The sequence below is a fragment of the Pseudoalteromonas sp. 2CM28B genome (genome assembly GCF_023161935.1).
Window position 1 is genome coordinate 1 of record NZ_JALNTH010000015.1, and the last position, 13,439, is coordinate 13,439.

Sequence of the window (13,439 nt, forward strand, 5' to 3'; positions counted from 1 at the left end):
CGATATAAAATCGCTGCTACCAAGAATTATCACCACGTAGCAGCGGGTTTACCCCGCGTTTTTGTGTTTAATAACCTAGGCCTAAGTAAAATTTAAAAAGGAGCAGCAATGCTCCTTTTTTTATATTATTTAAAGGTTAAAGGTTACGAGCTGCGAGCTGCGAGGTGCGAGGCCCGGGTATAGTTCAATGACCTTGGCCTGACGCGATATAAAATCGCTGCTACAGGATAGTAGTTGGCTTGTTTTTCCTCTTTTAGCGCAGCGTCTCTTTGCCCTCTTTGTGAATAAATCACTTAAAACATGTTTGCACAAAGAGAAGACAATGAGGGGTAATAAGAAAATATAAAAACAGGGGTTAGGTTTTACCATCCCCCCGTAGCTCGTAGCCCGAAACCCGCGTTCCAAACATAAAACGCGCTGCATAAAGCCGCGCCTGCAGGTCAGTCGGCCAGGGCGCTATTTGTGGGTTGATAAGCGCCATTATCTAACGCATCAAAGTAGGCTTGATAACGGCCGCTTTGTTTAAATTTAAGTAATTGCTGGTTAAATATTTCAAGCCGCTGTTCACTGAGTGGGTTATTTTTAGGGAACATCACAAAGCTTTTATTGATTAATAGTGGCCTTGGGTGATGCACAATGGCATTTTTTATTGTAGGAAGTTGACCTGCCAATATGTGATAGCCTACGCTTTTTTCCTCGGCAAAGGCGTCTATTCTGCCCATAGCTAAGCGTTTAAAGTTTTGCTCTGTGGTACTTACTCGCGACATATCAAATAGACCCGCTTGTAGTGCTTTATCAAACTCTTCGCCATAGCTGTAAGCAAGCCCACCACCGAGTAATAAGCCTTTTAAATCGTTTAGATTTTGCCAATCAAAAGGGCGTTGTTTATGATAAAAAAATACAAAACGCTCGTTTAACACTGGCTCACTGTAAAAATAATCCTCAGCACGTTGTTGTTCAAACATCCATACGGCAGTGGCTGCGTATTTATCATTAATGGTGTCGTGGTAAGCACGCGGCCACGGTAAAAAGGTAAAGTTAACTTTAATGTTAGCTTGTGCAAATATATCGGTAATTAAATGCGCAACCACGCCTTTGTGAGGCAGCGATTCGCTTAAAAAAGGCGGCCATTCGCCTGAACTTATATTTAAAGCAGCATGGTGATTAGCCGCTTTGCTTGAGGGTTGTATTGCTTCAATTGCGTGCGTGTAATGACTGGTAAAAGCCATCAGCAAGAAAGATGCGATATAGATACGGTATCTTACTTTAGCTGATAACATAACATTCATGTGTATAAGTCTCTCCTTTTATTAAATATACCCTTTTTGGATATAAAGCGGTTTTGAATGCTGCTTAAAAAATAAACTATTTTAAAGGCTTTAACTGAATCTAAGCTTAAGGGCTATACCGTCGCTTTACAGACTTATTTTAAGTATTTTTATGTTACCGCGTTATTCTTTTGTTTGCATTTTTTTTGCGCGTTCTTCTGCATCGATGAGTGCTTGTGATTTAGGCGCGCGTTTTTTTTCTTCTATTTTTGGTTTTTGTGGTGAATTTGGATCCCAGCTTTCATCAAGCGATAAATTAGCAAATGGGTTGCTGCTTTGTGGTGAGTTATCGCGCGTACTTGGCTCTTCAGGGGCAACCTTTACTTGCCCTGCCGTTACCGGTGTTTTTTTTGTAGGTAGTGGCGCGTCGGGATCGAAAGTGCGTACTTCTGGCTCTTTAAAGTCGTGTTCAGTGGTTGAGCTTAATGATGAACGCTGCGTTTTTGCAGGATGGAAATCAGCTTTTGGCTGATGGGGTACAATGGGTTCAGGTGCGCTGTGTGAAGGCTTTATAGGCGCTTCATGTTGACCCTTTTTGATTGGCTGATTTATAGGATTACGCTGTATTTTGCTTTGTTTGGCTTCGGGGTCAAAATCTCTTACTTGTGGCTCGGCAAACTCTGTTGCATTTTTTATCCGCTCTAAGGTTGCTTTAGCAGCTGCTTCAAACTCGGCCGTGTTAGGCTCCGACTTTATTTTCACTGTATTAACTCGACGAGAATCAGGCTCTTTACCCTTGCTTTCGACGGCTAGGTTTTGCAGATCAGAGCCAGTCACCATCGGCTCAGTAACAACACTGTGAGTTTGATCATTGTCGTGACTTGGGGGTATTTGCAATGGTATGCCAGTATCAGCCACTTGTTTATTTTGCTTAATATTGCGCAGGCGCATTAATACTACAACCGTAATTACCACAATTAACAATAGTGCCACACTTGGTAATACTAGCGAGATTATATTAGCCCCTTTGGGAATAGAAGAGGCAATAACGGCTGTTTGCTCGCTGGTATTTATAGTGATAGGTACGGCGGTTTGTGCAGGCTCAACGGTGGCTTTTTTTACCTTTGGTTGCGTATTTTCCTCAGTGTTTGATAATTCACTGGCCGGTATTTTGCTGGGCTGTGCATTTTTTTCAGAAGCGCCGCTTTGTGCAGCCGCAGCTGTTACATTGACTTGTGACTCATCAGGTGCTGTTGTGGTTGATGCTACTGGGGCATTTTTTTTAGCTTGCTCTATAGTTTGAGTGGCGCTTTGTTTGATTACATTATTTTGGGGTGCAGTTGCACTTTGCTCAGTTGCAGCGTCTGGCAACGTTGGCTGTAAAGTGGGTTCTATTTGTTGTGGTTTTACAACCTCCGGGGTCGATTGTTCAATAACCGGCTGCGTTTTAGGCTTTGCTACTGGCAAAGTGCGTGCCGCTTGCGGAACACTGCAGTTTTTTTCAAAGTCTCGCGCAGCATTACGGTATTTACGGCTGGCTTTATTATTGCTGTGTTGCTGCATTTCTTGTTTTATAAGAATACACATAGCTTCGTTATAAGCGGCACTGCTGGCACTATAAAACAAAGCAAAACAAAAAAGTAAGCAACTCAGTAACGGTTTCATAAAACTCAAAAGTGGTTAAGCATCAATGCCCTAATCTTAAGCGTAAAGTGAAAAATTATCTAGAAGCGCCTAGCGTTAATTAGGGTTTGTTGACCTTTGCGGATTACAATTTGTTCAAACTAGGGGCGGTTTAATCGCGGCGCGAGGTTTGTAACCTAGTGGACTAAGTAAAAACCGAGCAAAGCTTACGCGTCCTGCTCACGCCCCTTACCTACATCCATGTAGGCAACAAAGAGTAAATCGCTCCTAGGCAGAACCCGAAGGGCAGCGCCTGTTTGGCATTGATGCTGCGTTATCGCCTATTTATGGGGAACAACCACACCACATAGGCTCTGCCTTGCCTAAATACCAAACAGACTGCTGCAAATTTAACCTTGAAAGGTCAACAGACCCTAGTCAATTACCATTAAGCTTCGGTACTCGTCGTAAGCAAATTGGTCGGTCATACCGCTAATGTAGTCTTGAATTAACCGACAGCGATAATAAAATTCATAGGCGGCAAAATGATCGGGCTCTTCTTGCATCGCATTTATGGCATGCTGATAGCTACTTAAATGCTTTTTAGAGAGCTTTTTAACGAGTCTCGATTCTATTAATAAGCGGTTGTCGCCATGCAATGCACGTTTAAAGTCATCGCTACTCAAAAGCAGCAAAGGTTTATAGCAATCGAGTAGGCCATTAATAATACGGTAGCCTTGCAGTTCGAGTTTTTCGACTTCTTTGTGCGAAAATACATGCTCAAGCGCGACTTGTTTGAGCGCTTGGGTTGCTGCATGCAGGTAGCTGCGATCTTCTAATAATGCATGGTTAAAGTCGCCATGATAAATTGGCTCTATGTTTTCAATAAAGCGCTTTGCGGCATGGTTTACTAGCGGGTGCAGTAATGACACGCGTAAATAAATAAAAAACTCACTATTAAAATTAAAGGGCTGTGCTTGTGCCCGTTCTATGGCGTAGTTTATGGCGTCGTCCACAAAGCTTTGGTGTTGAGTGTCGTTAAGAGCAAGGTTAATTAATGCTTTTTGATACTGCTTTTTTAGTTGCTCGCATAATAACTGTGTGGTGATAATGTCTTTTTCTACGGCGTCTTCTATGTCGGCAAGGCAATAAGAAATATCGTCAGCGGCTTCCATAATATAACTGGCAGGGTGACGGCAATAGGGCTCCATTTTCAGCTCAGTTTGCAGTGCTTCAATAAAGCTTTTTTCACTGTAGTAATACCCCACTTTTTTCATAATGTAGTTTTTATTTTGAGGAATATCTTGCTTCGCTAAACTTGCTGGACGGGTGTACTTTAAAATAGCGGCAGTTTGGCTATAGGTTAAATTTAGGCTCAGCAAAGAGTGAATAATGCGTATGCCTTGAGCGTTGCCTTCAAAGTTGCAAATATCTTGGGCTAAATGTTTAAAAATAACGCCAATGCTGCTGTTTGTGGTTTGGCAACGCTCAGGCGTAATGCTGGCTAAATTAGCATTAAACCAATTATTAATAGCCGCTTCGCCAAAGTGACCAAACGGCGGGTTACCTATATCGTGCATTAGGCAGGCCATTTCTACTAGGGTTTCTAGTGGGCGCTCTAAACCCGACAAACCATATTCTTTTTGTTGCTGGTAATTTAAATTGGCAAAAATGCGCTGCACAATAAAGCGGCCAACTTGCTGAACTTCTAATGAGTGGGTCAGGCGCGAACGCACAGCCGCGTTGCGCTCCAGCGGAAATACTTGGGTTTTTTGCTGCAGCCGACGAATGGCTGCACTATTAATAATTCGGCCACGATCGCTCTCAAGCGCCATTTGTAAATTGGCAGTGGTGCGCTGCATACGTGCAGGGGTTACTTTGCTACTGAAGTTGATCATGGTAATCCTTTTTTATGTGAATTAAGCACTTATTAAACGCACGATTATTTATTTTTAATAGTTTGCTTTAATTTATCAACATGTATCATAAAGTAACAACTTGCTTTAGTATGATTTTTTATAAAATTAACATACATCTAGGTATTTAAAATGAAGTTGTGGATCACTAAGGTAATGTGTTTTTGCCTTTTATTGGGTGTGAATAGTGCGTTTGCCGCTAAAGAGCAAACGGTTGTTATGATCTCTATTGATGGCTTGCGTTGGGATTACATTGAAAAGCACGGTGCGCCTAATTTAAAAGCAATGGGTGAGCAAGGCGTAAGAGCGCAAAAAATGCAGCCTGTTTATCCTACTAAAACGTTTCCAAATCATATTTCGGTGATCACCGGTTTATTGCCTGTTCACCATGGCATTGTAGATAATAAGTTTTGTGACAAAGCGCGCAATAATGAGTGCTACAGCATGGGGAAAGGACAAAAAGACAGTACCTGGGTACGCGGCACACCACTGTGGAATTTAGTTAAAATGCATGGGCTTAAATCGGCGGTATACTTTTGGCCTGAGTCGGATGCGCGCTTTAATGGTATGACGCCTGACTATTATTTTCACTACTCTAAACAAGGTGACTACCAAGACCGAATTGATCAAATCATTCAATGGTTAAGCTTACCTAAAGCACAGCGCCCACGTTTTGTGGCGAGTTATTTTTCGCTAGTGGATAGCATGGGGCATGAATATGGCCCCGATGCGGTGCAAACGCGTGATGCCGTTAAACAGCTAGATGCGCTGATGGGGCAATTAAAAACCCGCTTGAGTAAGTTAGAGCAAGAGGTAAATCTGGTGATTGTGTCTGATCATGGTATGGCACAAGTTGAGCCTGAGCAGAGCATTGTTGTGAGCAGCTTACCTAAAGATGATAACTTTATGATTGTTAATACCGGTCCTCGTTTACTTATTTATACTAAAAGCGATGCTAAAAATGCAGATGTTGAGGCTTATAAAGCCCGTTTACACCATGCAGCAAAAGGACGCTACACGGTACTAACAGAGGAGCAGCTTGCAGGATATCACTATAATAAAGGCACTCGTGTGGGCGATATTGTAGTACAAACGACAGCGCCTGCGGTATTTAGCAATAGTGCGAAAGTGCCGTACTTAGGAACGCATGGCTATGCCTATACCGATGATATGGCAGCAACATTTATTGCTATCGGACCGGCGTTTAAAAAAGGGGTGAGCATTGAACGAGTGAATAATTTAGATATTTACCCTGTGCTTGCTAAGGTGATGGGTTTAAAGCTAATGAGTAAAGTGGATAGCGATGGCAAAGCGTTAATGCCTGCTATTAAATAAAAAAATAGCAGTGCATTAATTAGCTGCGCACTTTTAGGCTTTTAACTTACTCCATTTGTTAATGACTAATAGTGCTGCTAAATCCGTTTTCATCACTTTGCAGGGTAAGTGTAAAGTGGTGACGATCGCAAATAGCTTTTACAGTGGCAAGGCCTAATCCAAAGCCGTCTTTTTGCCTTGCAAGGTCGCTTCTGTAAAAGCGTTTGGTTAACTGGCTTAGCTGTTGTTTATTTACCCCTTTACCGTTATCGCTAATTTTTATACTGCTTTTAGAAAGCGTTATTGTAATTTTAGCGTGGTTACCTGCATATTTAATGGCGTTTTGTAGCAAGTTATAACATGCTTGAAACAGTAAGTTTTTGTCTCCTTCAAAAATAAGATCGTGGTTTTTATGCAGTATTATGTGCTGCTGGTTTTGCTCTGCTGTGGGTTCAAGAATATCTATTATGTCGCTCATTAAAGTAAAGCCATTAACGGGCTCTAATTTTAGTGGAAATTGCCCATGTTCTAAACGTGTTAGCTTTAGCATGGCATCAAAGGTATGTAATACGCTTTCTAATTGCTCTATTGCTATGCCTAGGCTTGGCTGCTTAATGGCTTCCTTTTCTAAATGTAAACGCAAGCGGGTTAGCGGGTTTTTTAAATCGTGGGCAATGTTGTCGGTAATCCCTTGTACTAAAGCAAAGTTTTCTTCAATGCTTTGTAGCATGGTATTGATATGCTTGGCTAAAGTAACAAATTCATCACCTTTTTGTTTATGCACTACTCGTGCCGATAAATCGCCTTTTTGTACTTGCTCGGCCACGTTATTAAAATAATTTACGCGGCGTAAATGTTGTCTAGCAAATATATAACCAAATACACATGTGAGTACTAAACTAAGTAAACACGCCCATGTAGCAATGGTTTTAAACTCTGTAATTAAGCGACTTAAATGCTCAGTAGCTGTAGCAATAACTACTTTGCCGTGTTTTGTTTTTACTATGCCTGTGGTTAATAAGCGTATTTGGCCGCGCTGCGTATCGAGTACTGGAAACTCAACGGTTTTTGGTAGTTTAGGTATATCGCTTGGGAAAAAACTCAACCCTTGGCTTTGAGTTTCGTCGTTTTGCCAAAAAATTAAAATATCGCCTTCGTTTCTAAAAACATTAAGTTGCTTAAAAAACGAGGCTTTATCAAATTTATTAGCTAGCCCCTCTATACGCACTTGCTCAGCGTTTAACTGCCTTTCTACTTGGCGTGTTTGCTCTCCAAGTAATAACTGATAAATAAGCACAATACATAAAACCAATACCACAGAGGTAATGGTCGCAAAGGCGAGGGTTAAGCGCCAAACCGAGCTTACCCGTGGGTTAAATTGCCACCATAATGAATGCTTGTTATTCATTGGCGTGCGCTTTTTGTAAGCGGTAGCCTACACCTCGTATAGTTTCAATGTTTACATGGGCGTTATGCTGTAAAAGTTTTTTACGAAGCCTAGCAATATGTACATCAATTACGTTGGTGCCTGGGTCAAAATGGTATTCCCACACTGATTCAAACAATAAGGTACGAGTAACTAATTTACTTTGATGCTCTAACAAAAAGTGTAATAACTTAAATTCTTTTGGTTGTAAGTTTAGCGGTTTTCCGTTTATTTGAGCTTTGTAGTGGCGAAAATCTAGGCTTACATTTTCAAATTCTACGGTGGTTGTTTTTTGCGTGGATTGCGAAGGACGTTTTATGAGTTTTTCTACTCTTATTGCAAGCTCAGAAAACGCAAAAGGTTTGGTAAGGTAATCATCTCCACCGGCTTTTAAACCTGTAACTCTTTCATCTACTTTATCAAGTGCTGAAAGTATAAGTACGGGAGTGTTTTTACCGGTTGCTCTAAGTGCTGCTAGTACTTGTAGTCCATCGAGTTTTGGTAACATACGGTCAAGTATTATTATGTCGTGTTCTTCGCAGGTAGCCATAAGCAATGCTTGTTGGCCGTCGGCTGCAGTATCTACAGTGTAGCCTTGTTCGTTAAATGCTTTATATAAAAATTCGCGATTTTGTTTATCATCTTCGACTAAAAGCAGCTTCATTAATTACCCCATTGCAGCAGAGGTAAGTTTTTACCTGTGGCTAAATCAATGGCTTTTTTGTGTCTGCCTTTTTCTGTAATAAATGTAGCAACTAGATAGGTTATGCCAGTATCTTGCTCTAATTGCGACTCTAATAAGTAATATGGTGGGGCTGGGCTTATTGATTTTACCAGTTGATGCATGCGGTAGTTTTTTTGCTTCATTATCTTGGCTGCGGCTACTTCGTCTTCTTCGTCAAGTTCTGGCTGTTCGTATTCTTGTTCAATTACTTTACCTTGTGCGTTAACGATTAACTCAATAAAGCGTTTATTTTGCTCATCAAATAAAGTCACTTCGTAAACTGTAATGCCTTTTTCAAACTCAAGTTCAAATTCCACAATTACACCTTGATTGGCATACTTGGTTTCTATTTTATTTAAAATGCTTTGAGCCGAAGGATCTTTAGCTGTATTAAGCTTATTAAATATGGCAGGGTTACTTGCTTGGCAAAATGCGCTAACAAAAAGGGTCGCGCTTAATAAAATATATTTCATAAATAGGCTCTTGTGGCTTGAACGTTATTTTAATGCAAATTAGTTTATCAAATAAACTTAAGGACATGTTTAACTTTAGTAGGGCATGTTACCGCGAAAGGCAAACAGGCCCTTTGCAAAGTCAAATATAACTTATTGTATTTAATCGTCTAGTACGCAGACTCTTACTTGGTTAGTGTTTACCCACTGGCACTCAAGTTCTACGTATTGGTTTGTAAATTGCGATAGAGAGCTATCTTCACTTATGTAGCCCCATATTTCAGCTTGGTTATTTGTATTTAATGTAACATTGCCTTTTAAGTGTAGCGTGCTGGTGTTTTCTTCAATTTCGGCCTCAGTAATAAGAGCTTGGCTGTTGTTGTAAGTGCCTTCAAGCTCCAACCATTGCCCGTTTAGAGTTTGTGCAGTTAAGCCATCTTCGTAACGTGTTTGATTAGTAAGCGTAAAGTTATTGCCATTTATAGTAGCGATGTTGTCGCTAACCGACACCTGCCCTGATACTGAAAACGTATAATTTGTTACGGTAGACTCGGTGTTACTACTGTCAAATTCAATATTTGTGGCTAACAATTGGTTGTTATTTTGTTGCCACTGAGCGTCTACTTCAACCCATTGGCCGGTGATTAAATTAGTGGCTGTGCCATCTTCAAATTGAGTTTGATCATTAATAGCAACTTGCCATTTTGAGTTGATAGTTATTAGTGTTTCATCGTTATTTACAAAGGTGATTACGCCTTCAAGCTCTGTTTGCGTGTCATCATTAAAATTAAGGTTTTGCTCGGCATCTACCTCTGTTGCAATAATATGCCCTTCATTTAAAACACCTTCTACCTCTACAAACTGGCCGTTATTTAACGCACCTTCTACCTCGGCTTGTTGGTAGTTAATGAGTAGGTTACCTAAATTAAAAGTGCCAGATTGTGTGTTTAAATTACTTATATTTCCTAGTAATTCAAGTTCTTCTTGACTGTTACTAATTACTGCTTGGTAAGTCACTGCAATGCTATTCGTTGAGTCGATGTATCCGCTTACTTCAAGTAATTCACCTTGGCTAAAGTTTGTGTTTTGAGCATTATTTAAAGTAATGCCTGCAATGCTTAGGGTATCGCCATCAATATACACTGGGCCTTTTAATAGCGGATCGTATTCTATTTCAGTTGCTTGCGAGCCGTTGGTTTCTACTTCAATGTACATACCTACTTTTATGTCTGAAAGGCTGGCGTTGTTGCCATCTAGCTCTACCTTGGCAGAGCTTGCAGGCACTGTGTGGCTGTTTATGGTAATTGCATTACTTGTGACTTCAGATACTTGGCCAATAATAACGCTTGGAAAGTTATTAACCTTAGAAATGACATTGGTTTTATTACTTGATGAGCTGCTGCCACATGCACACAACGCAAGTGAAATTGCAGATAAAGAAATGAGTTTAACAGTACTTTTAATTAGTGAATTATTCATAGCTTACTCCTAGTTATTTATATAGGGTAAGTGTACTTATTACCAAATATTGTAAAGGTGGACGTAACATTAAATTTTGTTAATGTTTAAATTAAATAAAAAAAGAGCGCAAATACGCTCTAAGGGGAAATAATTAAAAAGTAGGCTGTAGGCTCACTTTAGTTACTGTTTGCGTTACTTATTTAAAGTTAGCAATACTTATTTTTGTATCGGTTACAGTACGAATAGCATATGCTTGGTTGGTCACACCAAATGGAATGCCGTTTACGCTTCAATTTGGGTTTGAGAAATAATCGTACTGAGTTGCACTACCAAACACATGTGGGGAGGCCATAATACTGGCAAATTCATTTTGTACACCGTGGCCCATGCCATCAACATATACGCCACCGCTTGTATCGCCTTGCTTAAGAGAATGCGCTAAACCTTGGTTATGACCCAGTTCATGTACGAACGTTGTTGCTCCACAATCAACGGCTGTTATTGAATACATACGGTTGCTCATTGAGCTGTATAAATTGCCATTCGTACCTTGACCAACCCATGCTAGTAATTGTTAATTTTTATCTTAAAAAAGAATTAGATCAAATTTAAATTGCAACCATAAGGTGGTAATTGCTTTTTTATAACTTATTGTAAGTATTTGCTTTACCTTTTTAGGTATTTTTTTGGGTTTAATAGGATGGTTTTTTTGTAGTAATGGCGCACCCTGTGGCATGTTTTTGGGTACGTGCATGTTTTTTAAATCACACCGATTTTGACAAGTAAAATTGACCAATAAAATTTTTTAGTAACGTGCTCATTTTTCATTATTCAAAGGGCTAATTGCAAAGTATAAATAGGCAAAGTATGTTGTATCGTTAAACACCTATTAAAAGAGGGAATTATGGCAGGGACTGATCAGTTACTTAGTCGAATTATGGCAGGACTTGTTGCGGTCATTATTGGTTTTTCAAGTTCTATTGCATTGATTTATCAAGTGGTGATCACCTTAGGTGGTACACCTGAACTTGTGGCAAGCTGGATATTAATGCTGGGGCTAGTAATGGGCGGTACCTCTATTGTGCTGTCGTTTTATTATAAGGTGCCCATTTTAATTGCATGGTCGACCACCGGTGCAGCATTACTGATCTCAAGTGCCCAGGGCTACAACTTACATGAAGCGATAGGCGCATTTATGCTATCAGCCTTATTGGTGCTGGTGTCTGGCATTACCGGTTGGTTTGAAAAAATCATGAACCGTATTCCCAGTGAACTGGCCTGTGCTATGTTAGCGGGGGTATTAGTCACATTTGGTATTGATGTATTTAATTTTATGAACGACATGCCATTGGTGATTGGTTTAATGGTGGTGGTGTACTTTATTGGCAAGCGCTTTTTTGCTCGTTTTGCAATGCTAAGTGTATTGTTAGCGGGTATATTTTTAGCCTGGTATATGGGAAATATCGATACCAGCACCGTGCAGTGGCAGGCAAGCAGCTTTGCTTATATTGCACCAAGCTTTAATTTGCAGGCATTTATAAGTATTAGTATTCCTTTGTATATAGTCACTATGACTTCACAAAACTTACCCGGTTTCGCTATTTTAAAAGCACATAACTATAAAGCGCCAATATCATCGTCATTAACTGTGACCGGGTTGATAAATTTAGTAACCGCGCCATTTGGCACTTATTCAATTAATTTAGCGGCCATTACGGCTGCTATTTGTATGAGCGAAGAGGCCGATAAAAACCCTGATAAGCGCTATTGGGCGAGTATTGCTGGTGGGGTGTTTTACATTATTATGGCGCTGTGTGCTGCAATGCTAGTGGCGATTGTAGCAAGCCTGCCGCAATTACTGGTATTGGCGTTAGCGGGTATTGCTTTGTTTGGCACCATCGCTAATAGTTTGCAGCAGTCTTTGCACAGTCCTGAATATACAGAGGCGGCCATTATTACCTTTTTAGTTACGGCTTCTGATTTAACATTATGGTCAGTTGGCTCTGCATGCTGGGGGATAATAGCAGGAGCACTCACGTTAATGGTGACACGTAAGCGCTAAGAGCAGATTTTAGGTGTTAGGTGCGGGGAACAGGTGTCGAGCAACGGGTTTGGTACTGTGCGCGCGAGGTAAACTCACACCTACAGTCGAACACCGTACTTGGCTAATCTTTTTCTGATCGCTGACAGCTAAAACCTAACCGCTGCTCTTTGCTGCCTTAAAGCATTGGCTTTAACACATCAAACATAGCGTCTATGTGATCGTCACGGTCGTTAAGCGCTGCTATATAACGGTATTTTTCGCCGCCGGCTTCTTCAAAAATCTCTCGGTTTTCACCTTCTAATTCTTCAAGTGTTTCTAGGCAGTCGGCGCTAAAGGCAGGGCTGATAATAGCCACATCTTTAATTCCTTTGCTAGGTAAGCTCTCAAGAGTTGCATCTGTGTAAGGTTTTAACCATTCAGCTTTACCAAAACGGCTTTGGAAAGTAGTGATCACTTTGTCTTTATCTAGGCCTAGCTTTTCTACCACTAAACGCGTGGTTTGTTGGCATAGGCAGTAATAGGGGTCGCCATTATCTAAAAACTGTTTAGGCATACCATGATATGAAAACACCATTTTTTGTGGCATGCCGTGTTTTTCTAAATCTTCGCTAATGCTGTTAGCAAGCGACTCTAGGTAGGTTAGGTTTTTGTGATACCCATTTACAAAGTGTAGCTCTGGCACCCAGCGCCATTTTTTTAATACATTTGCCACGGCATCAAATGTTGAGCCTGTGGTTGGACTTGAATATTGTGGGTAAAGTGGTAACACAATAATACGGGTTAAGCCTTTATCTCTGAGCTCTTCAAGGCCCGCTTCGATTGATGGATTACCATAGCGCATCGCCATAACCACTTCGGTGTTGGTATAGCCGTGCTGTTTTAATAAGGCATTTAATTTAATGCTTTGTTGGCGTGTAATGTGGGTCAGTGGCGAGCCATTTTCGGTCCATATGCTTTTATACAATTTAGCTGAGCGTTTTGGGCGAATACGCAAAATGATGCCATGGAGAATTATCATCCACACTATACGTGGTATTTCTACAATACGCGGATCTGACAAAAACTCACGTAAGTAAACACGTAACGCGCTTGCTGTGGGGGCATCGGGGCTACCTAAGTTGGTTAATAAAATACCTGTTTTTTGGTTAAAACGCCCGTCGTGGGGATTATCGGTAACGGCAGAAAATCGCGACACTGTGTGCTCCTTCAAG

9 protein-coding genes and 2 pseudogenes are annotated in these 13,439 nt (G+C 40.7%); 2 read left to right on the forward strand and 9 right to left on the reverse strand.

Features of this window, described 5'->3' with window-relative positions; genetic code table 11:
- Positions 1–440 precede the first annotated feature (440 nt).
- The 3 genes from MTN96_RS18800 to dgt all read right to left on the reverse strand — a co-directional run bounded on the left by MTN96_RS18800 (position 441) and on the right by dgt (position 4,789).
- A complete protein-coding gene (locus MTN96_RS18800; protein ID WP_248532494.1) occupies positions 441–1,289 on the reverse strand; it encodes an ABC transporter substrate-binding protein in 849 nt (282 codons plus the stop codon).
- A 162-nt stretch (positions 1,290–1,451) separates the two neighbouring features.
- Complete coding sequence (locus tag MTN96_RS18805) at positions 1,452–2,933, reverse strand: hypothetical protein (protein WP_248532495.1); 1,482 nt, start codon at positions 2,931–2,933, stop codon at positions 1,452–1,454.
- A gap of 392 nt (positions 2,934–3,325) precedes the next feature.
- The gene (gene dgt / locus MTN96_RS18810; protein WP_248532496.1) at positions 3,326–4,789 is read right to left on the reverse strand and encodes a dGTPase; all 1,464 of its coding nucleotides are present in this window, start codon (positions 4,787–4,789) and stop codon (positions 3,326–3,328) included.
- 150 nt (positions 4,790–4,939) lie between these two features.
- Here dgt and MTN96_RS18815 point away from each other — a divergent pair.
- Positions 4,940–6,161 (forward strand): annotated as a pseudogene (locus tag MTN96_RS18815) (alkaline phosphatase family protein).
- A gap of 39 nt (positions 6,162–6,200) precedes the next feature.
- Here MTN96_RS18815 and MTN96_RS18820 read toward each other — a convergent pair.
- The 5 genes and pseudogenes from MTN96_RS18820 to MTN96_RS18840 all read right to left on the reverse strand — a co-directional run.
- Positions 6,201–7,529 (reverse strand): HAMP domain-containing sensor histidine kinase, encoded by a 1,329-nt coding sequence (locus tag MTN96_RS18820; protein WP_248532498.1) that lies wholly within the window; start codon positions 7,527–7,529, stop codon positions 6,201–6,203.
- Positions 7,522–8,211 (reverse strand): response regulator transcription factor, encoded by a 690-nt coding sequence (locus tag MTN96_RS18825; protein ID WP_138627733.1) that lies wholly within the window; start codon positions 8,209–8,211, stop codon positions 7,522–7,524. The genes MTN96_RS18820 and MTN96_RS18825 overlap by 8 nt, the downstream gene beginning before the upstream one ends.
- Entirely contained in the window at positions 8,211–8,744 is a 534-nt protein-coding gene (locus MTN96_RS18830; protein WP_248532499.1) for a PepSY domain-containing protein, read from the reverse strand. The genes MTN96_RS18825 and MTN96_RS18830 overlap by 1 nt, the downstream gene beginning before the upstream one ends.
- A gap of 141 nt (positions 8,745–8,885) precedes the next feature.
- A complete protein-coding gene (locus MTN96_RS18835; protein ID WP_036983658.1) occupies positions 8,886–10,202 on the reverse strand; it encodes a DUF5666 domain-containing protein in 1,317 nt (438 codons plus the stop codon).
- A gap of 178 nt (positions 10,203–10,380) precedes the next feature.
- Positions 10,381–10,752, reverse strand: a pseudogene (locus MTN96_RS18840) (M12 family metallo-peptidase); the annotation flags it as partial.
- Between the two features lie 336 nt (positions 10,753–11,088).
- On the opposite strand from MTN96_RS18840, the gene MTN96_RS18845 reads away from it, so the two are divergent.
- Positions 11,089–12,246 carry a benzoate/H(+) symporter BenE family transporter gene (locus MTN96_RS18845; RefSeq protein WP_248532500.1) on the forward strand — a complete coding sequence of 386 codons (1,158 nt, stop codon included), beginning with the start codon at positions 11,089–11,091 and terminating at the stop codon, positions 12,244–12,246.
- Between the two features lie 157 nt (positions 12,247–12,403).
- Here the strand turns inward: MTN96_RS18845 and hemH are convergent, their stop codons facing one another.
- Positions 12,404–13,423, reverse strand: a complete 1,020-nt coding sequence (gene hemH, locus MTN96_RS18850; protein ID WP_036983660.1) for a ferrochelatase — start codon at positions 13,421–13,423, stop codon at positions 12,404–12,406.
- Between the last annotated feature and the right edge of the window lie 16 nt (positions 13,424–13,439).